Genomic DNA, 21723 nt, shown 5'->3' with positions numbered 1-21723 from the left:
CCGGCGCTGCAATTGCGGCCTTTCCCTGATGTCCCGTGCGGGGACGATCAGTCCTCGAACGGATCGCGCATCAGGATCGTGTCATCGCGTTCCGGGCTGGTCGAGACGAGCGCGACCGGTGTCTCGATAAGCTCCTGCACGCGCTGGATGTACTTGATCGCGTTTGCCGGAAGGTCGGCATAGCTGCGCGCGCCCGCCGTGCTTTCGCTCCAGCCTTCCATCTCCTCGTAGATCGGCTCGACCGCGGCCTGATCGGCCGCATGGCTGGGCAGGTAGTCGTAGACGTTGCCGTTAAGGCGATATCCGGTGCAGATCTTCACCACCTCCAGCCCGTCGAGCACGTCGATCTTGGTAAGAGCGATCCCGGTTACGCCCGAGACAGCACAGGTCTGACGCACCAGCACGGCGTCGAACCAGCCGACGCGGCGCTGGCGTCCGGTGACCGTGCCGAATTCATGGCCACGTTCACCCAGGCGCTGACCAACCTCATCCTCAAGCTCGGTCGGGAACGGGCCGGAGCCAACCCGCGTCGTATACGCCTTGACGATGCCGAGGACGAAACCGGTTGCGTTGGGTCCAAGGCCGCTTCCCGAAGCCGCCGTGCCGCTGACCGTGTTCGAGCTGGTGACGAAGGGATAGGTGCCGTGGTCAATATCGAGCAGGACGCCCTGCGCGCCTTCGAACAGGATCTTGGCGCCCGCCTTGCGGACCTTCTTCAATCGCTTCCACACCGGCTGCGCAAACCGCAGCACGAAGGGCGCGATCTCGCGCAGTTGTGCGAGCAGGTCTTCGCGGTCGACCGGCGGCTGATCGAAGCCCGCGCGCAGCGCATCGTGGTGCGCGCAAAGCCGGTCCAGCTGCGGTTCAAGGCTGTCGAGATGCGCAAGATCGCAAACCCGGATCGCGCGCCTGCCAACCTTGTCCTCGTAAGCAGGGCCGATCCCGCGCCCGGTGGTCCCGATCTTGCCCTTGCCAGCCGCCGTTTCGCGCAATCCATCAAGGTCGCGGTGGAGCGGCAGGATCAGCGGGCAGTTGTCGGCAACCGCCAGATTGTCGTCATTGATGGCAACGCCTTGCCCCTCAAGCTTCTCGACCTCATCACGCAGCGCCCACGGGTCGAGCACGACGCCGTTTCCAATCATGCTCATCGTTCCCGACACGATGCCCGACGGCAGCAGCGAGAGCTTGTAGGTTGTCCCGTCGATCACGAGCGTGTGGCCTGCATTGTGACCGCCCTGGAAACGCACCACGGCATCGGCGCGGCTGGCGAGCCAGTCGACGATCTTGCCCTTGCCCTCATCGCCCCACTGGGCGCCGATCACGGTAACGTTAGCCATCAGTCAGAATGTCCTTCACGCATACAAATCCGCGCGGGGCCTAGGGGCATCGCTGGGCAAGGGCAAGTGCGCATGGGGGTGGACCACACAGGCCTATGCTTCGAAAAATACGGTTTTCCCGCAAGTGGCTGAAGAATAGCGCGAATTTGCAAAATCGCGTGTTGGACGTGTGACTTTCCGGTTTCGCGCAAAACCCGCCCGCCCGCGACACGTCGATGAATGCGAATGACCATGCGCGCATCATGCCCCAAGCGCCCCGCAGTAGGAAAGCGTTGAACGCTTCGCCTATTCGATCACGATGCTTTCCTCTTCGCAGACATTGATCGCGGGCAGTTCGATCTCGCGCGCATTTTCAGTCACGGCCTTGAAATCGAAAATGCAAGCCGACGATCCGTCCTGCACGGTCACGTTCCACTGCTGATCGCGCGACAGGGTGTAGCCCGTGCCAAGCCGGTCGTAACCCCATTCGAGCGTGGCCGAATTGCTCCAGTAAATCTCGCTCAGTGTCTCGCCCGTCTGGTTGAGGATCGAAAGCCGCCGATCCTGCCCATCTGGGCTGACGGCCGGACGACGGGTTCCGACAAGCTGGCCCGGCGGTGCAAGCGTCGACTTCACCGCTCCAAGCGCGCCGCGATTGGGCGTCCCGCGTTCCATCGTCCCTCTGCGCTCCGGCGCTTTCGCGTTCAGCACGTCGTTCTCTCCGAAATCAATCGTGAGCATGTTGTAGACATCGCCAAGGTTCTCGACCGCCATCTGGAAGTCGCCGCACTCGCTTCCCGGATCGAGCGTGAATTCGGTCGCGTCTGTCGTGTCGTAGTCGGAATGGATCGACGTGCCCGCGCTGTCGGTCACATCGAAATCGAGATCGGTGTCGCCATCGCCGCGCGCTCTGACCTTGGTAACCGAGCATACCCGCAGAGCAACCTTGGTCGCCGCATTTGCGCTGACCCGGTATTCGCCCGGACCTTGAAGAGAGGCACGCGCTTCGGGGTCGATGAGGGCGACGGTGAAGACGTTGTAGACGTCCCCGAGATTGTCCACTTCGAGCGCGAAAGTCTCGCATTCCTGCGACGGGCTGAGAAGCACAAAGGTCACGTCCGACGTATCGAAGTCGGAATGGACGACATTCCCGGCCTCATCATTGATCGTGAAATCGAGATCGGTGTCGCCATCGCCGCGCACTTCCAATCGGGTCGCGCCGCAGACCGGCAAGTTCACCTTCAGCGAGGCGTTGGCATCTGCCGTATATTCGCCCGCCCCGCTGGTTTCGGCAGTGCTGCTGGTGCGCGCGGTTGAGCCGGCGGCCTGCGTGGCAGAGGCGAGGCTTGTGGTCGGCTGCGTACCGGCAAAAGCTGTGTCGCTTGTCCCTTCGGGATCGACCACCAGCATGACGGCGTTGTAGACCTCGCCGATATTGACAATGTCCATCTCGAACACTTCGCAATCGCCCAGCAGCCCTTCCAGAGTGGTGCTGGTTTCGTCGGTCGTGTCGTCGTTTTCGTGAACCACGCCGCCATTTGCATTGCGGATCACGAAATCGAGATCGGTGTCCCCGTCGCCGCGCGCGCTGACCCGCGCGCTTGTCCCGCAGGCCTTGAACGACACGGTCTGCGTTTCGGAGGCCTGCACGATGTATTTCTGAACGCGGGTCGTGCCCTCGGTTATCGGTTCGAGGACGACCACGAACGCATTGGCTTCCTCGCCAAGGTTCGAGACGCCCAGGGCAAAGGTCTCACACTCATCGCCCTGCTTTTCGAGCACGACCGACAGGTAATCATCGACGCCGGTGTCCTCATGCTGGTTATTCCCGGCGGCGTCGGTGACAACGAAATCGAGATCGGTGCCGGTGTCGCCGCGCACCACAAGCTGCGATTCTGCAGAACACACATCGAGATTGATCGTCACGCGGCCCGCAGCTTCGATCGTGTAGTCATCCACCGCGGCATGAGCGCTTGTACCGGTGAGAGCAGCCATTGCCGCCCCGGCCAAAAGTGAAGCTTTCATAGGCCAGTGGGTCCGGATCATGGATGTCCCCTTCGTGTGAGTTGCGGGGTTTGAGAGAGTGGATTCGAGGAAAAGACTATAGCGTTTCACAGGTGAATGACAGCTTGATTGCCGGGCTCGCCTTCGCAACCCGTTCAGTTCGTGCGCGAAAACCGACGGGAAGAGCCATGCGCCACGGCGCGCTGTTACAAAGCGCGACCCGCTTGCTCTTGCTCTTGGCAGCGCGATTGGCTTCATTCCAAAGCCCCCCGTTCGAAGAGAGGAACCTTCCGCATGCGCTTCTCCCGTCCACTTGCCTGTCAGGCCGCAGGTCTTGTCGCACTTGGCGGTCTTGTCTTTGCCAGCACCGGGCACGCCCAGCAGCGCGATCGCCCTTCGCGAGCCTGCATGAGCGAGATCCGGCAATTGTGCGGGTCCGACCGCTCGCAAATCCGATCATGCCTCCAGGAACGCTTTGCCGAACTGTCGGACGGCTGCGCAGGCGAAATTCGCGAACGTATGGAGCAACGCCGTGGCGGGCGTGAAGGACGCGGCGGCGAGGAGGGGCAGAGGCCCGATATATCCGCGAGTTACATCCCGGCGAAAGTCTCTCACACGGTGATTTACGGAAACCACCAGCGCCAGCAGATCGACATTTATGCGCCCGACGATGCAGTGGACGAATTGCCGGTCGTGCTGTTTATCCATGGCGGCGGGTGGTCGTTCGGCAGCCATGAGAACGTGCAGGCAAAGCCCGGCCACTTCAACAAGTCAGGTTATCACTTCGCCTCGACCGGCTACCGTGTGCTCCCCGGCGCTCCGGTGGAGGAACAGGCGCGCGACGTGGGCAACGCGATCAAGGCGCTGCGTGGACAGGCGAGCCTTGGAATTGACGCGGACCGGATTGTACTGATGGGGCATAGCGCGGGCGCGCATCTCGCCGCGCTGGTGGCGACCGATCCCAGCTATGCGGGCGAGGCTTTCGGTGCGATCAGGGGCGTCGTGCTTCTTGATGGCGCGGGATATGACATCGCCGCCAACATGGCCGATGCCGAACCGCAGGCGTTCCAGATCTACAACAACGCCTTTGGCACCGATCCTGCGCGGCAGGCGGCCTTGTCGCCGGTCACCCATGTCGGCGGAGAGGACGCGCCCAGCTGGCTTGCGCTCTATGTCGCCGAACGATCCGAAGCGAAATTACAGGCCGAAACGCTCGCCAGCGCGCTGGGTCTTGAAGGGCGCCAGGCCGAAGCCGTGCCCATTAGCGGCACCGACCACAGCCGCATGAACCGCGAGCTCGGCACCGAGGCGGGCGCTGCGCAAACGCAGGCGGTCGACGCGTTTCTGGCGCGGGTTTTCAACTGATCACATGTGTCGCGGATGAAGTCGATCTAGGCCATCGGCTCCTAAAGCTCGCTCAAGTCCGTTCCGTTCAATACATGCGTGCAGCCCAGCGCCTTGGGGTCTTCGCCCTCGACCAGCTGCGCAATCGTGCGCGATCCATCGGCGCGCAGTTCTGTAGCTTTCGCAGTGTCGTGACCTGTCGGCAGATAGACCGTGCGCGGGGTCTCCGGCTGCGGAGCGGCCTCTGACAGACGGTCGACATAAAGCGTGAAGCCGGTCGCCGCCTCTTCGCTTCCGCCTATGCGATACGTACCCCCGCGCCCGGCAGCGCCGCGCACGCCGTCCGCGTAGATCGTGAAGCCGAACCAGCTCTGATATTCGAACCCATGCCGCTCTGTCGGGTCGAGCGTGATCCGCGCCGTGTCACCCACGCGCGCTGCAATCGCTTCGAGCCCGTCGAGCCGGGTGGCGAGCACCCCGCCCGCGTCAATCTCACGCAGTTTGGTGAGCGCGTCTTCGAACGGGCCGGTCGCGTAAAGCAGCGGCAGGTAATCGCTCCCTCCCGCCTGCTTCAGCCCGCCAGCATCCTTGGTATCGAGCTCGCGCCGGATTGCTTCGATCGTACCCGGCTCAAGGCCATCGCGCGCTGCCAGAGTGTCGACCAGATCGGGCAGCGTGAAGTCGACCGAAATGCCGGTGAGACCCGCTGCACCAAGCGCCTCGATCGCGAGGCTGACGATCTCGCCAGCAGCTTCAACCGTGTCCGCCCCGATCAGCTCTGCACCCAGCTGCAATCGTTCACGCGCCGGGTCGAGCTGGCTCGCCTGAATGAGCGCGGTATCGCCGCAATAAGCGAGCCGCAGCGGACGCGGTGCGCTGGCGAGCGAGGTCGAGGCGATCCGCCCGATTTGCGGAGTGATGTCGCTCCTCAAAGCAAGCGTGCGAAGGCTCGCCGGGTCGACCATGCGGAAGGTGCGGCGCGTTGCGACGCCTTCCATCCGGGCCGCAAGCGCGCTTTCAAATTCGAGCAACGGCGGCCGCACCCGGTCATAGCCATGGCTCCCCAGCGTATCGAGACAGGCGCGCATCGCGGCGGTGATCCGCGCGGCAGATTTGGGCAGCCTGTCTTCAAGGCCAACGGGGAGGAGATCGCCGGGAAGGTTTTTTGAAGGTTTGGTCATGTCGGGGCGACCCCTACTCAAATCGCCACCCAAGCGTAAAGCTCGGATGGCGAGTTTGAGAGGATTGGCAGCAAAATCTAGAAGCTGAGCGCCTTGACCATCTTCACGCCTTCGACCTTTTCGGCCTCGGCCAGCACTTCGGCGCCCGGCTCATCGTCCAGGCTGAGCAACAGCACCGCTTCCCCGCCCGCATCGCGGCGACCAAGGTTGAAGGTGCCGATATTGATGCTGTTCGAACCCAGAAGCGTACCGATGCGGCCAATGAAGCCCGGCTTGTCGTCGTTGACGACGTAAAGCATGTTGCCTTCGAGGTCGGCTTCGATCCCGATGCCGAAAATCTCAACGAGGCGCGGCGCGTCCTTGCCGAACAAGGTGCCGGCGACCGAGCGCGTGCCCGCATCGGTTTCGACCGACACGCGGATAAGCGTGTTGAACGCCCCTTCGCGCTGATGGCGGATTTCGCTCACATCCAGGCCGCGTTCCTTCGCAAGGTACGGCGCGTTGACCATGTTCACCGTGTCCGAATAACGGCGCATGAAGCCCGCCAGCACCGCGCCTGTGATCGGCTTGCCGTTCAGTTCAGCCGCCGCGCCTTCGCGCTCGATGCTGATCTTGGTGAGGTTGCCGTGGGCAAGCTGTCCCACGAGGCTGCCCAGTTTCTCGGCAAGCGCCATATACGGCTTGAGCTTCGGTGCTTCTTCCGCGCTCAGCGATGGCATGTTGAGCGCGTTGGTCACCCCGCCATTGACGAGGTAATCGGCCATCTGTTCGGCCACCTGCAGCGCGACATTGACCTGCGCTTCGGTCGTCGATGCGCCAAGGTGCGGGGTGCAGATGAAGTTGGGCGCACCGAACAGCGGATTATCCGTCGCCGGTTCCTGCGCAAACACATCGAGCGCGGCGCCAGCGACCTGCCCGCTTTCAAGGCAATCCTTGAGCGCGGCTTCGTCGATCAGCCCGCCGCGCGCGCAATTGACGATGCGAATGCCGGGCTTGGCATTCTCAAGTCGTTCGCGGCTCAGGATGTTGCGGGTCTCGTCCGTCAGCGGGGTATGCAGGCTGACGAAGTCGGCGCGCGAGAGCAGGTCGTCGAGATCGACCTTCTCCACCCCGATTTCGACCGCGCGGTCCTCGGTCAGGAACGGATCGTAAGCGATGACCTTCATGCGAAGGCCAAGCGCGCGGCTTGCAACGATCGAGCCGATATTGCCGGCCCCGATCAGGCCAAGCGTCTTGCCGGTGACTTCGATGCCCATGAAATCCTTCTTGGGCCACTCGCCTTTTTGCGTGCGCGCGTCTGCCGCCGGGATCATCCGGGCAAGCGCCATGATCATCGCAATGGCGTGTTCGGCGGTGGTGATCGAGTTGCCGAAGGGCGTGTTCATCACCACGACGCCCTTGCCGCTCGCATAAGGAATGTCGACATTGTCGACACCGATCCCGGCGCGGCCAATGACCTTCAGGTTGGTCGCCGCATCGAGAATTTCGGCCGTCACCTTGGTCGAGGACCGGATGGCGAGGCCGTGATATTCGCCGATCCGCGCTTTCAGTTCTTCAGGCGTTTCGCCGGTGATGACATCGACGTCGCAGCCGCGCTCTTCGAAAATGCGCGCTGCATTGGGGTCCATCTCGTCGGAAATGAGGACGCGAGGTTTCATTGGGGGTTTGCTCATTGGAAATACTCCAATCGTCATCCCGGACTTGATCCGGGACCCCGCTTCTTGTTGCGGGAGGAGAAAAGGGAACTAGCGGGACCCCGGACCAAGTCCGGGGTGACGCCAGAAATCAGGTAAGAGGCGGTAAATCAGCCGTTCTTGACGGATTCGTAAGCCCATTCGATCCACGGCAGGAGGCGCTTGATATCCTCCGCCTCGACCGTGCCGCCGCACCAGATGCGTAGGCTCGGGGGCGCGTCGCGATAGCCATTAAAGTCGAGACCGACATTGCGTTCTTCGAGCATCTTGACGATCTTTTTCGGCACGGCTGCCTGATCGTCTGCCGAAAGGCTTTCGTACCAGTCGCCCTGGAACATCATGCAGACGCCGGTATTGGTGCGCTTCGCCGGGTCGGAGACCATGTTGCGCAGCCACGGCTTCGCCTCGATCCAGTCCTTGACGATATTGGCGTTGGTATCGGCGCGTTCGAACATCGCCTGACGCCCGCCAATCGACTTTGCCCATTCGAGCGCCGCGATGTAATCCTCGGTCGCCAGCAGCGAAGGCGTGTTGATCGTCGCCCCTTCGAAGATGCCGCGATTGAGCTTTTCGCCCTTTTTGAGGCGGAACAGCTTGGGCAAAGGCCAAGGCGGATCGTAGCTTTCGATCCGCTCGACCGCTTTTGGCGACAGGATCAGCATGCCGTGCTGGGCCTCGGACCCCATCACCTTCTGCCAGCTGTAGGTCGTCGCATCGAGCTTGGGCCAATCCATTTCCTGAGCGAAAATGGCGCTGGTCGCATCGTTGATGGTCACGCCCTCACGGCCCGGTTCGAGCCAGTCGGTGTTCGGGATCATCGCGCCGCTGGTCGTGCCGTTCCATGTGAACACCACGTCATTGCGCTGCGGGATGGTGGAGAGATCGGGGATCTCGCCATAATCGGCTGAAAGCGTTTGCAAATTAGGAAGCTTCAGCTGCTTCACCGCGTCCTGAATCCAGACATTGCCGAAGCTTTCCCACGCGGCGACCGTTGCCGGGCGCGCGGGATCGAGCATCGTCCACATCGCGCATTCAAGCGCGCCGGTGTCCGATGCCGGCATGATGCCGACCAGATAGTCCTCCGGAATGCCGAGCAGTTCCTTCGACAGGTCGATCGCGTATTTCAGACGCGCCTTGCCGGTTGCCGAGCGGTGCGAGCGCCCGAGCGAATCGGTTTTCAATTTGTCGAGAGACCAGCCCGGGAACTTTACCGTGGGACCGGAAGAAAATTGGGGGCGCTCAGGTTTGAGCGGGGGCTCATGCATGAGCCCGCGGGTGTAGTCAGTCATTGTATTCTCTCCTTACAGAGAGCACGCGCGGCGTTGGGACCGCGTGGCCCGCTGGCCGAACTAATGTTGCGCTGGAAAGAGTCAATGCGAAATCGCACGCAACCGGTGAAAGTGAATTGGGCAAAGATCAAATGCTTGTCGCAAGGCTCTCGCATTCAACGCGCGAGTGCCCTAGATGTGCCCGGCAATGCAGACCGATGACCTTCGCATTGCCCTTTTCAGCGGCAATTACAACTACACCCGAGATGGAGCGAACCAGGCGCTGAACCGCCTTGTCGGCTCGCTCCTCGACAAGGGCGCAAAGGTACGCGTCTATTCCCCCAAGGTTGCCGAGCCTGATTTTCCGCCGACCGGCGACCTTGTCGGAGTGCCCAATGTGCGCATGCCGGTGAAAGGTCGCGGGGAGTATCGCCTGCCGCTGCGCCTTGGCGGCGCGGTCAAGCGCGATCTGGAAAAGTTTCAGCCCAACATCGTCCACCTGTCCTCGCCGGATCCGGCGGGGCACGCGGCGCTGCGCTGGGCGCAGCAGCACGACATTCCCGTTCTGGCGAGCGTTCACACCCGGTTCGAAACCTATCCGCGCTATTACGGCCTCGCCTTTACCGAGCCTCTGGTGGTCGGCATTCTCAAGCGCTTTTACAATCGCTGCGATGCGCTGGTCGCGCCTTCGCAAAGCATGATCGACGAACTTCTCGCGATGGACATGCATGACGATATCGCGCTGTGGTCGCGCGGGGTGGATCGCACGATCTTCTCATCGCAAAAGCGCGATCTCGAATGGCGCCGCTCCATGGGTCTTGAGGACGACGACGTGGCGATCGTGTTCCTCGGGCGGCTGGTGATGGAAAAGGGCCTCGACGTCTTTGCCGAAACCATCGTTCAGTTGAGAAAGCGCCAGGTCCCGCACAAGGTGCTGGTCATCGGCGACGGGCCTGCGCATGACTGGTTCAAGGACGCGCTGCCCGGAGGGATCTTTGCAGGGTTCAAGACCGGCGAGGATCTGGGGCAGGCATTGGCGAGCGGAGACATCTTCTTCAATCCCAGCGTCACCGAGACATTCGGTAACGTAACGCTCGAAGCGATGGCCTGCGGCCTGCCTGTCGTCGCAGCTGGCGCAACCGGTGCATCGAGCCTCGTCAATGACGGCGTCACCGGCAGGCTTGTCCCGCTTACCGGCAAGAAAGGTGATCAGTCCCCCGACAGCGAAGGACTGGCCGAGGCTATCGCGCCCTATTGCACCGACCCCGCGCTTCGCATGGCGCATGGACGCGCGGGCGAAGAACGCAGTTTCGAATACAGTTGGGACGCGATCAACCAGGTCGTCGCCGATACCTATATCCGCCTCATCGAAGACCGCCGCGCATTGCAGGCGGCCGAAGCCCAGTAGGCTGGCCGACGCAGGCTGGTTAACGAAGCACGCCATTTTGCGTCATGCGCGATGCGTAGATCAGCATGAACAGCGTGGTCACCCAGATCATGATCGTAAGCGCGGGGCTTTGCAGGCTCGCGGGCACTTCGATCATCGCATATTGAAAGATGGTCGTGCCGATCAGGCCGATAATCGCAATCACCGTTGCATGAACTGCGAAACGCGAACGCAGCAGGATCAGGATTGAACCCGCGATTGCACCCCACACGCCCATCGCCCAGAACGTGTTCGCCCAGACCGGGTGGCTTTCAAAAAAGGCGATCTCGGCCTCGCTCATTCCGAGGCTTTCGAGCATACCGAGCCGGGTCATCGTATAGCTGAACCCGCCAACCGCGTTCCAAAGCAAAGTGAGTATGCCGACCACCCAGAGGTGCCACGGTGTCTTTGCGCGCCCGATTATGTTCATTATGTCTCTCCCCGCGATATCGCGACCATTGATCGGCGACCCGTCGGGTATGAGAAGTGTCAGATCGCGCTGCGCCTCGCAAGCGCGGCTTCGATCAGGAACATATCGCTTTCTTCCAAGCGCTTTAGCGCAGCAGCCCGCGAGAGCGTACGCGCAGTGCATAAAGCAGCGCGGTCTGCGTGATGACCCAAAGGCCGAACAGCGCCGGCATATGGTAGATGCTGGCCGCAGGGCCGTTCTGGATGATGAGCGTCAATGACGCTGCCATGATACCCACGATGCCGGTCACGAAAGCCTGCACAGCCCAGCGCGACCGGGCCAGCAGCAGGATCGCGCCTGCAAAGTTACCCCAGACGCATGCCGCGACGTGAACCTGTGTCCAGCCCGAGATTTCGCCCGACGCCGTGCCGAGCACACCGTATTTGGCAAACACCATGACCGACCACGCAAGCACGAGCACGCCCACCGCAAGCATGTGCCACGGCATTGCCTCGCCCGGTACGTCGCGTCTGGAAAGAATGGCTCGCATGGATCAAGTCTCCGGGTCTGAAGGACTGCGAACCGCGTATCCGGGCCCGCGCGAGTGTTCTTCATGCACCCGGAGACGTGTTCTTAAAGCAAAGCCTTGTGGTTTCGCAGGCGTTAAACCGCCTAGAGGCGCTCGATCCGCTTGGCGACTTCGTCGATGATGTCGACGATCTCGTCGATCGCTTTCTGGTCGAGCTTGCCCGCCCGCGCGCGGTTCTTGAGCACGGTCGCAAGGTTGCCCATTGCACGCCACAGGTCGGGCGACTTGGCCTTGACCTTTTCGGCTCGCACAGCGTGTTCGCCGAGGCGGCCCATGAGCTCTTCGACCTCGTCTTCGCGGTCGGCGAGTTCGGCCTTGCCGGCTTTGGTCACCTTGAACGGTTTCTTGCTGCTGGCGTCCTCGTCGTCGGCGCTCTCCTTGACCTTGGCCGGTTTGATGAGGCCTTCTTCCTCAAGCATCTGGAGCGTGGGATAGACCGCCCCGGGCGACGGGGCATAGCTGCCGCCGGTCATGTCCTCGATCGCGCGGATCAGTTCGTATCCATGGCGCGGCTCCTTGGCGATGAGCGCAAGCAGCGCGAGGCGAAGTTCGCCCGTGCCGAACATGCGGCCGCGGCGCTTGCGCGTGTTCGTTCCGTCATGCCAGGTGCGCGAGCGGCGCGAACGGCGCTCGTCACGCTCGCTGCTGGAATCCCATTCATTCGCGGCCTGCGCGGCCATCATGGCAAGCATCGGGCCCAACTGGTTCCAGCCGCCACGTCCATACCTTCTCGTCATCATAGGTCTCCTGATAGTTCTTATGACGCCCAAGATATATCTTTGACCTATCTCTTCAAGAGCTCTGATCACGCGATATGGCTTTTTCCGACGAGTGGCTTATCTCGATCCACGAATGGCCGATTTGTTTGCAGATGAACCCCAGTCCGCCCGCGCGAGCGACGAACCGCGCGCGGACGCCCCGCTTGCCGACCGCCTGCGCCCGCGCTCCCTGGAGGAAGTGATCGGGCAGGAACATCTGACCGGGCCGCAAGGCGCAATCGGAAGGATGGTTGCGGCGGGCAAGCTCGCCAGCATGGTTTTGTGGGGTCCGCCGGGCACTGGCAAGACCAGCATTGCCCGCCTGCTCGCCGATGCGGTGGGAATGCGCTTCGTCTCGATCAGCGCGGTGTTTTCGGGCGTCGCCGACCTCAAGAAAGCCTTTGCCGAGGCAGACAAGATGGCGCAGGCGGGCAAGACAACGCTGCTGTTCGTGGACGAAATCCACCGCTTCAATCGCGCGCAGCAGGACGGCTTTCTCCCCTTTGTCGAACGCGGGACAGTCACGCTGGTCGGTGCGACGACCGAGAACCCCAGCTTTGCCCTCAACGCTGCACTGCTTAGCCGGGCACAGGTGCTGATCCTCGAACGGCTAAGCCATGAAGCGCTGGAAAAGCTGCTCACCCGCGCCGAGGAACTCGAAGGCCCCCTCCCCCTTACCGAGGACGCGCGCGCAGCCTTGATTGCAAGCGCCGATGGAGACGGGCGTTTCCTGCTCGGTCAGGCCGAGACACTCTACAATGCGAAGCTTGACGCACCGCTTGACCCGGCGGCTCTCGGCGCCTTTCTGCAACGGCGCGTTGCGGTCTACGACAAGGACCGCGACGGGCATTACAACCTCATCAGCGCGCTTCACAAATCCTTGCGCGGTTCCGATCCTCAGGCATCGCTCTATTACCTCGCGCGAATGCTCACCGCCGGGGAAGAGCCGCTATATGTGCTGCGCCGCCTTGTGCGCTTTGCTTCTGAAGACATTGGCCTTGCCGACCCGCAGGCGCTCACCCAGTGTCTTGCGGCAAAGGATGCCTACCAGTTCCTGGGCAGCCCCGAGGGCGAGCTCGCGATTGTGCAGGCCTGCCTCTACTGCGCCACCGCGCCCAAATCGAACGCCGCCTATGCAGCGCAAAAATCCGCCTTCCGCGCCGCGAAGGAGACAGGTTCGCTGATGCCGCCAGCCAACATCCTCAACGCGCCGACCAAGCTGATGAAGGATATCGGATACGGCGAAGGCTACGCCTACGACCACAACACCGACGAAGGCTTTTCGGGCGACAATTACTGGCCCGAGGAGATGGAGCCGCAGACTTTCTACGAGCCGGTCGAACGCGGGTTCGAGCGCAAGGTGCGCGAGCGGATCGCCTATTGGGACAAGCTGCGGGAGCAGCGCGGCAGTCCTGCGTCCTCAAGCAGCGAAGCGGTAGGACGAAAAAATGCGTGATTGGGACCACTTCCTCGCCGTCGACTGGTCGGGCGCGAAAGGTGAGCGGCACAAGGGCATAGCGCTCGCCATTGCCGAGGCGGCGGGTGGCCCGCCGGTGCTGGTGGAGCCACCCTCAGGCGGGTGGTCGCGGGTCGATGTCTATCGCCTGCTGCGCGACGAACTGCCCGCCAACACACTTGTCGGCATCGACCTTGGTATTTCGCTGCCCTTCAACGATTGCGGGGCGTTCTTTCCCGGCTGGGACCGCTCTCCCAGCCATGCAAAGAAGCTCTGGGCACTGATCGACGAGATATGCGAGGGCGACCCGCAGCTTGGCGCGCACAGTTTTGTCGAACATGTCGAGGCGCGGCGATACTTCCGACACGGCAAGGGCGATGAGGGCGACCGCTTCCACCTGCCCGATGCGGCGAGCAAGACGGGCCGGTTGCGCGAGGCCGAAGTCGCCCAGTGGCGCCAGAAGTGCCGCCCTGTTTCAAATTTCAATCTGGTGGGTGCGGCGCAGGTGGGCAAAAGCTCGCTAACCGGAATGCGGATGCTGCACAAACTGCGCGGGTCTTTGCCGGTTTGGCCGATGGACCCGGTGCCTGAAAAACGGCTCAAACAGGGCGGCTCGATGCTGGTCGAGATCTATACCGGCCTCGCCTCGCGCGAAGCCGCCGATGCGCTGGGCGGCAGAAACGGGACGCGCACCAAACTGCTCACCTTTGCCGACCTGAACGCAGCCATAGGCGCATTGGACAGTCCGCCGGTCGACAAGTTTGGCGAGATTGACGACCACTCTTCGGACGCGCTGCTGACCGCCGCATGGCTGCGCAAGACCGCGAGCGAACCCGAGCGCTGGGAACCGCGCTGCCTGACGGCGGAAATCGCCTGGACAGAAGGATGGACGTTTGGAGGGTTGTAGGAATTTCGGTCGCGCCAGCGACCGCAAGGGCGACCGCCCGCCCGCAGCGGGCGCAGCTTTGCTGCGCGTCTAGCGAGGACGCACCCGCGGATGCGGGCGCGCAAACTCAACGATACAACTGCGAAAAATCGCTGCGCCGTTCTTTGCGGTATCCGGTCTGACGCAGGTCTTCGAGCATCGCTTCACGCTTGCGGTCGGCCTCGGTCTCGATCCGGCGCGGTTCTTCGACATGTTCGCCGTCGCGATAGGACATAGACGCGTTGATCATGTCGATCGTGTTGCGGTTACGCTCATTCACAAGGCCCGGCACGAGCAGTGCATCAAACAGCCACCACCAGAAGGTGACAAGCAGGAACCCGATCCCCGTCAGCGTAAGGACAAGCTGGATCGCGCCTGATTTGGTGTTGCCGGTATAGAAACGGTGGACCCCGAACCAGCCAAGGAAAAGCCACAGGAGATATGCAACCCCCGTCGACTTTCGGTTCTCTTCAAATACCATCTGTTTGTGCAGATTGTCGTCCACCATTTGCCCCTTTCTGTGGCACTAAGATGTATCTTAAGCAGGCGGGATGCAAGGCCATTTGCGCCCCATTCGACAAAGCGCAAACTGCCTTCGGCAAACCGAATTGTGCAGCCCGATTGCAGTCTGGTTGTTTTGCCATCTGGACAGAAGGGGCGCTTTGCGGCTAGCGGGCGCTCTCTTCGCAAGAACGCCGCACTGGCACGCCGGTTTAGCTCAGTTGGTAGAGCAGTTGATTTGTAATCATCAGGCCAGGGGTTCGAATCCTCTAACCGGCACCAGCGCCCTGCTCTTTGTCGGACCTCACGATGCCTGACTCAACTGTCCGAGAACCGGCTCACTTCCGCTGATTCAGGGAAGACATGCGCGACCTGCGCCCGTTCCGTAAAGCCTGATCATCGTGCGGGTTCCCTTGCCGCCGCCTCGAGCGCGGCGATATCGATCTTGCGCATCTGCATCATCGCAGCTTGCGCCCGCGCTCCGGCTGCACGGTCGGGTTGGCCAAGCAGGCGCGGCAGGTTTTCCGGGACGATTTGCCAGGAGACGCCGAAGCGATCGACCAGCCATCCGCATTGGCTTTCCTCTCCGCCATTGGCGACGAGTGCGCTCCACAGGTGGTCGGTCTCCGCCTGATCCCTGGTCAGCACGCTAATCGACGCAGCCGGTGTCAACTTGTGATGCGGGCCTGCGGTGAGGATCATCATCGGTGCGCCGCCAAGGGTGAACTCGACGATCATAGGATCGTCGGTCTGACCGTGCTCGAACACGTTGTCGATGGAGCTGTCGGGGATGAGCGGGACATAGAATTCCGACCCCGATACTACCGACCGACAAGCCGGATAGCGCCGAAATCAGTAGTCCGTCCCGCCGGACGGACTGAAGCAGCCCCAGAAACTGTTTTTGTGAGATTGAGACGTTTGTGCTGCCTGAAATGAATGTCTCAATCTGTTCGGAAACGGGCACTGATATTGGAACGGCGAATGGCAGCTTCGGTAAAACCGCGTCCAAAACCGGACTGTCCGTGTACGGCCCCATTTTTTCGATTAGCTGGACGCACAAGGCTGCCAGGTTTCATGGTCGAGATACTTCCATGCAATCGGCTGAGATTGGGTGGAAAGCGGACGGTCTGGTTTTGGCGGGACAACACGCTCAATCGGCAGCATCAGCGTCTGCATCCTGCCAGAGACCACCCGTCCTGTGGACCTTGTGATTCGGTCGAAAAACGACTATCAATGGTTACAGGAAAAACGGAGCTTTGATGTCCTGCTAAAGTGGGGAGGAAGACCATTCCTCCCGGTGCAAATCTGACGAAGCGTCACGGTTGCCAGGTTCGCCTGGGTGACTTCCTTCGTCTGCGACCTCAGTAATTTCTGACACTTTGCGCCCGAGCAACGCTCGCGGCAGCGACATGAAAGCTACTCACAATGACCAAGGATTTTTCCGTGTTCCGTCCATCCAAGGCTTTGGGCGGACGAGACCAACGACAACCGACACCTCTCGAAACGCTTGGCTGGCAACCGTTCTTCTCTCGGCAAGTCAGCGCCGATGAGCTGTCTGAGACTCCACCTGTCCGGATCGTCGAAGTCCATCGCGGTGCCATGCATGTGGTCGGCGATGGTATCGATCGGGCCATCGTGCCCATCGACGGCGTAGCCATCGGTGACTGGATCATGCTGAACCCCCAGCGACCGGGCGCGAGCCGCATCCTCGCCAGAAAGAGCCTGATCAAGCGTCGCGCACCTGGGACGGACCGGCATGTGCAGCTCATCGCTGCCAACATCGACACGATTTTCATCGTTTCCTCGTGCAATCAGGATTTCAATGTCGCGCGCCTGGAACGCTATATTGCCATCGCTTTCGAAGCAGACATCGCTCCGGTCATCCTGCTGACCAAGTCCGATCTGGCACAAGGCGTCGAGGAATATCTCGCCAAAGCTCAGGCGATCTCCGATCTGGTTCCGGTCATTGCTCTCGATGCGCGAGGCGACGAGCCCGGAACGAAGCTCGGCCCATGGTGCAAACCGGGACAAACCGTCGCGTTTCTCGGCTCGTCGGGTGTCGGGAAATCGACCCTCACCAATGCTCTGGCCGGAAGCGATGCCATCGCAACTCAGCCGATACGCGAGGACGATGCCAAGGGACGCCACACGACCACCCGGCGTCAGCTGCACTTGATCCCGGGCGGCTGCGTCGTTCTCGATACGCCGGGCATGCGCGAGCTGCAATTGACCGATGCAGCGTCCGGTATCGACAGTGTCTTTGCCGATCTGCACGAACTGGCGTCCCAGTGCCGCTTCAAGGATTGTCGGCATGAGGCTGAACCGGGTTGCGCGATCCTGGATGCCATCGAACATGGCGCTATCGACGAGGCCCGGCTGAACCGCTGGCGCAAGCTCAAGGCGGAAGAGGCCTTCAACAATGCCAGCCTCGCCGAACGCCGATCAAGAGACAAGGAATTCGGAAAGATCGTCCGCCGGATCAAGCAAGCGAAATTCGACGAAGGAGGAGCATCATGAACTCGGAGAAGATCGGCCGGATCATCTGGCATGACCTGTTCTCGAGCGACCTTCAGCGCTCGTTGGACTTCTACAGGCGCGTTGCAGGCTGGCGCTATGAGAACGAGCACGCGACGGACTTTGCGTGGGGCGGGGGCGAGAAGGATTTCATTCTCGCGCTGCTGGACGGGGAAGCCGGCGCCGGTTGTACGCAAACACCCGAGGCGTTTCCGAACAGCTGGATTGCTTATGTCGAAGTCGCGGATGTCGATGCGTCATGTGCCCAGGCGCAGGAGCTCGGCGGGACCATCCTGCGCGAACCCTTCGAGGTTCCGGGGGTGGGCCGAAACGCATTGTTGCGAGACCCTGCCGGTGCGCTGATCGGTTTGGCGCTCTCGCGCCATGACTATCCCGCTCCGACCCGGCAGTTCGGACCCGAGATCTATCTGTCGGGACGGTCCGCGTTCCCCGCCGGGTTCTATCTGGAGCTGTTCGACTGGGAGCTCTCGGCAGCATCGGCGCGCACCGATGGAGAGTGCCGCATCGTCGGACCTTCCTCCACCGATATTGGGCGGCTTCTGAATGCTGGTGGTCAGGATACGCAGGCGATGTGGCTGCCGAGCGTGCGGGTCGATGACGCGCATCGCGCCGCGCTGGAAGCCAAGGTGCAGGGAGCCCAGCTGCTCGAGGGCAGGTCCTCCAATGAGTGGGAGAGCAATCCTGTGTTCCTGAGGGATCCCGGGGGTGCCTCTTTATGCCTGGTGGATAGCTAGCGGAGGACGCCGACCACATCAGGACACGGCTTACAGAGCCGGAAGAGGTCCGCTTTTGGGTTGACCCTCGTCGGTCTGGAACGTCCGCCATTAGGGTCGAAAGCCGAATTGCCGCTTTTGCTACTTCCTCGGCCAGAACCGGACTGTCCGTATAAGGCCCAAATGTTGCCTTTCGAGCGAACCACGGTGGAAGGACCCAGACTAGGCCTTCAGCGGTCCTGCCGATTTCGGCTCGGGCAACGCAAAAGCAGACCCTGGGCAAGCGACCTAAAGCGAGACCAGCCTGCCGCGTCCGTCACGACGGCTTCTCATTGGATTTGATGCTACTACCATCCTGCCAAGAAGCGGCCTCTATTCTCCGACCGACGTAAATGAGGCTGCTCGCTTAGCTGGTCAGACACATTGTCAGGATCACCCATCCCACAAGTTGCGAATCGTTTGCAATACGCGCCGAAGCCACTACTGCTTCCAGTGTGGTTGTTGTGAAAGGATTGCGATGAAAGTGGAACTGAAGGTATGGGCGGGACTAGGTTTGGCGACGGCGCTTGCTGGCGCGGGGCTAGCCGGATGCTCGGATGAGCCTGTGGCAACTTCTGACGCCTCGCAATCCTCCCAGCCCGGAGAAATGGGCCCGGGCGAAGGCGGAGAAGGTGGTGAGAGCGGAGAAGGCGGTGTCGACTTCGCTTCTGCAAGCACCGATCCGGTCGAATACGGCTCGGCGCTTGCAGTAGCCGAGGCTCACGCAATTGCCGCACGCGACGCTTTTGCAATCGGAAGAACCGATGAAGCGGCTGAGATGTTCGCTCACCCCGTGTCAGAGGTGCTGCTCAATATGGACCCGGTTTTCTCGGAGCTTGGCGTAGACGACTTCAAACCCTTGTTCAGCGACGCTTCGGCGGCGGTCCTGAACGGGGAGAGCGAAGCGCAGATAAACGAGCGCTTCAACGCAATTGTGTCAGCATTGCGAGCTGCCGCTGGAAAAGCGCCGGACGACGGGACAAGCGACGCGATGGTCGAAGCGGGCGTGGTCGCCGACCAGATCGATCGTGCAATCTCGATGTACCGACAAGCCGCGAGCGACGGCATCTATCCGCCCTACCTTGATGGCTATGGCTTCTACAAAGCGGCAGAAGTGATCTTCGCGGCGTCAGACAGCGAGATCAAACAAGCGGACGCGGACCTGCATGCGCGCCTGACCGCAGCATTGGCGCTTCTGGCAAAAGCATATCCTGGCGCAGAAATGCCGCCAAAGCTCGATGCAGACCAAAGCGCCCTGACTGCTTCTGGCTCGGCCTTTCTTCTTGCTCTGCCTGCACGGTGAGATGATGGACGGCGGGGCGAGTGTTTACCGCCTCGCCGTCCAACCTGCTTCCTTCAGAAGTCTGCGTCCAGTCGGATTGCGAATGTACGCGGGTCACCCAGACGGGAAAATTCCTCTCCGGGGGCCGAAGCGTCGAGGAACGAGAAATACTGTTCATCGAACGCATTGCGAACATAGGCGCTCAGGCTGAAGTTTCGCCACGTGTAGCCGATGCGTGCATTGACCAGGATGCGTTGGCAGCACCGATTGATCGCAAAGTTCTCCGAGGAGTTGAAGACGTCTGACTGATAGTTTGCGTCCACGCCGCCAAACAGCCCCTGCTCCTGAGCGTAGGCGACCCCGAAGTTCGCTGACCAACGCGGGGCGAAGGGGAAGCGGTTGCCTGCGAAATTTTCCTGGTTGGTCTCGCTCGCAGGCAGTGCTGGGTCGAAACGGCCATTTTGAAAGTCGTCGAATTCGGTGAAAGAGTAGCCGAGGCCGCCATAGATTTCGATCTCGTCACTCGCATCGAAACTGAAGTCCGTCTCAAAGCCGTAAAGGGTGGACTCGCCGGCATTGACCGTTCGGAAGAAATCCGAAATTCCAGGGAGCGGTTCAAGCACCTGCTGGTCGCTCCAATCCGAATAGAAGATGTTGGCATTCCAACGCAGCCGCCCGTCAAGCCAGATGGTACGGGCCGAAAGCTCGTAATTCCACAAGAACTCGGGATCGAACTCGTTCACCGCTCCGTCCAGAACCGAGATTTGCGCTCCACCAGCGCGATAAGCGCGTTGCGACACGAAGGCGATATTGGCGTCCGGATTGATGTTCCAACGCACACCGAATTTGGGCAGAAAGGCTTCGTATTCGGCCTCGGTAATCGCCTCGGTTTGTCCAAGCAGCGCCGCGAGGAATACGAATCCTGGAGGAAGCGGGTCTACAGTCGATGTGTCTGCGATCGCCGTGTTTTCGAATTCCTCGTGATCGTACCGAAATCCGAACAACAGATCGACCGCGTCGTTCAGGGCAAACTCACCGTCCGCGAAGACAGCATAATTCGTCGTTTCATTGGTGGTCTGCGCCACGCGGTTGATAAGAATGCTAGCGGGCAATGCCGGGTTCACCGCGGTCGCCGGAACGGTGAAATTGTCCGTGAACCCATCTTCGTTAGTGAAGAAATAGGCACCGCCTGCCACGGTGAGACGATCGCCAAAATACTTGACCCGGAGTTCGTGCGAAAAGGCCTCATCAGCGCCGGTTCGATCCAGCGCCGCTATCGGCGCAGGCGTACCGTCGAAGTCTTCTTGGCGAACATAATCGGTATCCTGATAAGTTGTGATCGACTGAATTTGAACGCGATCGGAAACATCCCAGGTCGCATTGATCGATTGGATGAAGGTCTCTGTTCCCTCAAGCCCCGGTGCGTCGACGGCGACCTCACGAATGACGTCCTCGGGTGAAACAGGATTGCCGGGATTACCATTGGTCGGGTCGATCCCGTCCTCACCTGCGAAATTCTCGGTGTAGGATGAGGTCGAGATGATCGAGAGGTTGTCGGTCGGCTCGAACAGGAGCTTGAAGCGACCGGTGGTGAGTTCGGTGTTGTCGTATTCTTCGTTCAAGAAGGTGTTGAACACGAAACCATCGCTTTCGCGATAATTGGCAGCAACACGAAAGGCGAGCACATCGTCGATGATTGGGCCGCCGCCCGCAATCGCCGCTTGGCGTTGCCCATTATCGCCCACCTCCCCGCGCAGCCTAAAATCCCACTCGTAGGTTGGGTCCTGGGTGCGCAGATAAATTGCCCCGGCTAAAGCGTTGCGCCCAAAATTGGTCGATTGCGGACCGCGAAAGACTTCGACCTGTCCCAGATCCCAACTGTCTGTCGGCCCAAAGAAAGCAGTCTGATTGCTGAGCGGACTATCATCGACAAACACGATGAGGGTCGCGCCCGTGCCTCCAATGCCCCTTTGGTCGATCCCGCGGATGGCAAAACCCTGCTCGCCAAAGGACGCGGTGACGTTCGGGATGCGCTCTACAATGTCGAACAGGTCGATGATCGGCTCGCGTGCAATCTCCTCAGCGGTCGTCACATCGACGCTCGCGGTGACGTCCTGAAGCGACTGCTCGGTTTTTTGCCCGGTCACGATGATAACCGGCTGATCGTCATCGAGGACGTCTGCCGATCCTTCGACCGAACTGGTCTCTGCCAGAGCACTTGTTGAAGCGACCGCTGCGATAACGGCACACGAGGCCGAATTTAGAAGATTGAAACGCACGAGA

17 protein-coding genes, 1 tRNA gene and 1 pseudogene are annotated in these 21723 nt (G+C 61.1%); 8 read left to right on the top strand and 11 right to left on the bottom strand.

Going from position 1 to position 21723, the window contains the following annotated elements; all coding sequences use genetic code 11:
* Positions 1 to 47: 47 nt before the first annotated feature.
* Positions 48 to 1337, bottom strand: coding sequence for an adenylosuccinate synthase (locus tag CD351_RS06475; protein WP_111991840.1), 1290 nt, complete (start codon positions 1335 to 1337; stop codon positions 48 to 50).
* Between the two features lie 285 nt (positions 1338 to 1622).
* On the bottom strand, positions 1623 to 3362 hold the full coding sequence (locus tag CD351_RS06470) for a hypothetical protein (RefSeq protein WP_162627639.1): 1740 nt from the start codon (positions 3360 to 3362) through the stop codon (positions 1623 to 1625).
* A 252-nt stretch (positions 3363 to 3614) separates the two neighbouring features.
* Here CD351_RS06470 and CD351_RS06465 point away from each other — a divergent pair, with 252 nt between their 5' ends.
* Complete coding sequence (locus CD351_RS06465; RefSeq protein WP_111991838.1) at positions 3615 to 4685, top strand: alpha/beta hydrolase; 1071 nt, start codon at positions 3615 to 3617, stop codon at positions 4683 to 4685.
* A 41-nt stretch (positions 4686 to 4726) separates the two neighbouring features.
* Here CD351_RS06465 and CD351_RS06460 read toward each other — a convergent pair whose 3' ends face one another.
* The 3 genes from CD351_RS06460 to CD351_RS06450 form a co-directional block, all read right to left on the bottom strand.
* Entirely contained in the window at positions 4727 to 5845 is a 1119-nt protein-coding gene (locus CD351_RS06460; RefSeq protein WP_111991837.1) for an ATP phosphoribosyltransferase regulatory subunit, read from the bottom strand.
* Between the two features lie 77 nt (positions 5846 to 5922).
* Positions 5923 to 7503, bottom strand: coding sequence for a phosphoglycerate dehydrogenase (gene serA / locus CD351_RS06455; protein WP_111991836.1), 1581 nt, complete (start codon positions 7501 to 7503; stop codon positions 5923 to 5925).
* Between the two features lie 146 nt (positions 7504 to 7649).
* Entirely contained in the window at positions 7650 to 8828 is a 1179-nt protein-coding gene (locus CD351_RS06450; RefSeq protein WP_174214250.1) for a phosphoserine transaminase, read from the bottom strand.
* 187 nt (positions 8829 to 9015) lie between these two features.
* Between CD351_RS06450 and CD351_RS06445 the strand changes: the two genes are divergently transcribed.
* A complete protein-coding gene (locus tag CD351_RS06445) occupies positions 9016 to 10215 on the top strand; it encodes a glycosyltransferase family 1 protein (RefSeq protein ID WP_111991835.1) in 1200 nt (399 codons plus the stop codon).
* Positions 10216 to 10234: 19 nt separating this feature from the next.
* Here CD351_RS06445 and CD351_RS06440 read toward each other — a convergent pair whose 3' ends face one another.
* From CD351_RS06440 to CD351_RS06430, 3 genes are all read right to left on the bottom strand, one after another.
* On the bottom strand, positions 10235 to 10663 hold the full coding sequence (locus CD351_RS06440; RefSeq protein WP_111991834.1) for a hypothetical protein: 429 nt from the start codon (positions 10661 to 10663) through the stop codon (positions 10235 to 10237).
* Between the two features lie 124 nt (positions 10664 to 10787).
* Entirely contained in the window at positions 10788 to 11192 is a 405-nt protein-coding gene (locus CD351_RS06435) for a hypothetical protein (RefSeq protein WP_162627638.1), read from the bottom strand.
* A gap of 122 nt (positions 11193 to 11314) precedes the next feature.
* Complete coding sequence (locus tag CD351_RS06430) at positions 11315 to 11968, bottom strand: PadR family transcriptional regulator (RefSeq protein ID WP_234027262.1); 654 nt, start codon at positions 11966 to 11968, stop codon at positions 11315 to 11317.
* Between the two features lie 115 nt (positions 11969 to 12083).
* Between CD351_RS06430 and CD351_RS06425 the strand changes: the two genes are divergently transcribed.
* Positions 12084 to 13445, top strand: coding sequence for a replication-associated recombination protein A (locus CD351_RS06425; protein WP_111991832.1), 1362 nt, complete (start codon positions 12084 to 12086; stop codon positions 13443 to 13445).
* Positions 13438 to 14352 carry a hypothetical protein gene (locus tag CD351_RS06420; protein ID WP_111991831.1) on the top strand — a complete coding sequence of 305 codons (915 nt, stop codon included), beginning with the start codon at positions 13438 to 13440 and terminating at the stop codon, positions 14350 to 14352. The genes CD351_RS06425 and CD351_RS06420 overlap by 8 nt, the downstream gene beginning before the upstream one ends.
* A 106-nt stretch (positions 14353 to 14458) precedes the next feature.
* Here CD351_RS06420 and CD351_RS06415 read toward each other — a convergent pair whose 3' ends face one another.
* Positions 14459 to 14875, bottom strand: coding sequence for a TM2 domain-containing protein (locus tag CD351_RS06415; protein ID WP_234027261.1), 417 nt, complete (start codon positions 14873 to 14875; stop codon positions 14459 to 14461).
* Positions 14876 to 15077: 202 nt separating this feature from the next.
* Here CD351_RS06415 and CD351_RS06410 point away from each other — a divergent pair.
* Positions 15078 to 15153: transfer RNA gene (locus tag CD351_RS06410), tRNA-Thr, on the top strand.
* Positions 15154 to 15267: 114 nt separating this feature from the next.
* On the opposite strand, the pseudogene CD351_RS06405 reads toward CD351_RS06410, so the two are convergent.
* A pseudogene (locus CD351_RS06405) lies at positions 15268 to 15672 on the bottom strand (VOC family protein); the annotation flags it as partial.
* Between the two features lie 624 nt (positions 15673 to 16296).
* Between CD351_RS06405 and rsgA the strand changes: the two are divergent.
* The 3 genes from rsgA to CD351_RS06390 all read left to right on the top strand — a co-directional run bounded on the left by rsgA (position 16297) and on the right by CD351_RS06390 (position 19461).
* Positions 16297 to 17388 (top strand): ribosome small subunit-dependent GTPase A, encoded by a 1092-nt coding sequence (gene rsgA / locus CD351_RS06400; protein ID WP_111991829.1) that lies wholly within the window; start codon positions 16297 to 16299, stop codon positions 17386 to 17388.
* Positions 17385 to 18140 (top strand): VOC family protein, encoded by a 756-nt coding sequence (locus CD351_RS06395; protein WP_111991828.1) that lies wholly within the window; start codon positions 17385 to 17387, stop codon positions 18138 to 18140. Before rsgA ends, CD351_RS06395 begins: the two co-directional genes overlap by 4 nt.
* A gap of 496 nt (positions 18141 to 18636) precedes the next feature.
* Positions 18637 to 19461 carry a hypothetical protein gene (locus CD351_RS06390; protein ID WP_162627637.1) on the top strand — a complete coding sequence of 275 codons (825 nt, stop codon included), beginning with the start codon at positions 18637 to 18639 and terminating at the stop codon, positions 19459 to 19461.
* A 53-nt stretch (positions 19462 to 19514) separates the two neighbouring features.
* Here CD351_RS06390 and CD351_RS06385 read toward each other — a convergent pair whose 3' ends face one another.
* The gene (locus CD351_RS06385; protein WP_234027259.1) at positions 19515 to 21719 is read right to left on the bottom strand and encodes a TonB-dependent receptor; all 2205 of its coding nucleotides are present in this window, start codon (positions 21717 to 21719) and stop codon (positions 19515 to 19517) included.
* Positions 21720 to 21723: the final 4 nt, after the last annotated feature.

Origin of the sequence: Erythrobacter sp. KY5, assembly GCF_003264115.1 — a bacterium.
Taxonomy (GTDB): Bacteria; Pseudomonadota; Alphaproteobacteria; order Sphingomonadales; family Sphingomonadaceae; genus Erythrobacter.
Note: the sequence above shows the minus strand (reverse complement) of the source record. Positions and strands in the feature narration are given on the sequence as shown.

What these genes read in the sequence shown, in the direction of transcription:
- CD351_RS06435 (WP_162627638.1), bottom strand. Translation starts at nt 11,192, where the DNA reads ATGCGAGCCATTCTTTCCAGACGCGACGTACCGGGCGAGGCAATGCCG.
- CD351_RS06465 (WP_111991838.1), top strand. Translation starts at nt 3,615, where the DNA reads ATGCGCTTCTCCCGTCCACTTGCCTGTCAGGCCGCAGGTCTTGTCGCA.
- CD351_RS06440 (WP_111991834.1), bottom strand. Translation starts at nt 10,663, where the DNA reads ATGAACATAATCGGGCGCGCAAAGACACCGTGGCACCTCTGGGTGGTC.
- CD351_RS06430 (WP_234027262.1), bottom strand. Translation starts at nt 11,968, where the DNA reads ATGACGAGAAGGTATGGACGTGGCGGCTGGAACCAGTTGGGCCCGATG.
- CD351_RS06450 (WP_174214250.1), bottom strand. Translation starts at nt 8,828, where the DNA reads ATGACTGACTACACCCGCGGGCTCATGCATGAGCCCCCGCTCAAACCT.
- CD351_RS06470 (WP_162627639.1), bottom strand. Translation starts at nt 3,362, where the DNA reads ATGATCCGGACCCACTGGCCTATGAAAGCTTCACTTTTGGCCGGGGCG.
- serA (WP_111991836.1), bottom strand. Translation starts at nt 7,503, where the DNA reads ATGAAACCTCGCGTCCTCATTTCCGACGAGATGGACCCCAATGCAGCG.
- CD351_RS06420 (WP_111991831.1), top strand. Translation starts at nt 13,438, where the DNA reads ATGCGTGATTGGGACCACTTCCTCGCCGTCGACTGGTCGGGCGCGAAA.
- rsgA (WP_111991829.1), top strand. Translation starts at nt 16,297, where the DNA reads ATGACCAAGGATTTTTCCGTGTTCCGTCCATCCAAGGCTTTGGGCGGA.
- CD351_RS06460 (WP_111991837.1), bottom strand. Translation starts at nt 5,845, where the DNA reads ATGACCAAACCTTCAAAAAACCTTCCCGGCGATCTCCTCCCCGTTGGC.
- CD351_RS06445 (WP_111991835.1), top strand. Translation starts at nt 9,016, where the DNA reads ATGCAGACCGATGACCTTCGCATTGCCCTTTTCAGCGGCAATTACAAC.
- CD351_RS06425 (WP_111991832.1), top strand. Translation starts at nt 12,084, where the DNA reads ATGGCCGATTTGTTTGCAGATGAACCCCAGTCCGCCCGCGCGAGCGAC.
- CD351_RS06390 (WP_162627637.1), top strand. Translation starts at nt 18,637, where the DNA reads ATGAAAGTGGAACTGAAGGTATGGGCGGGACTAGGTTTGGCGACGGCG.
- CD351_RS06395 (WP_111991828.1), top strand. Translation starts at nt 17,385, where the DNA reads ATGAACTCGGAGAAGATCGGCCGGATCATCTGGCATGACCTGTTCTCG.
- CD351_RS06475 (WP_111991840.1), bottom strand. Translation starts at nt 1,337, where the DNA reads ATGGCTAACGTTACCGTGATCGGCGCCCAGTGGGGCGATGAGGGCAAG.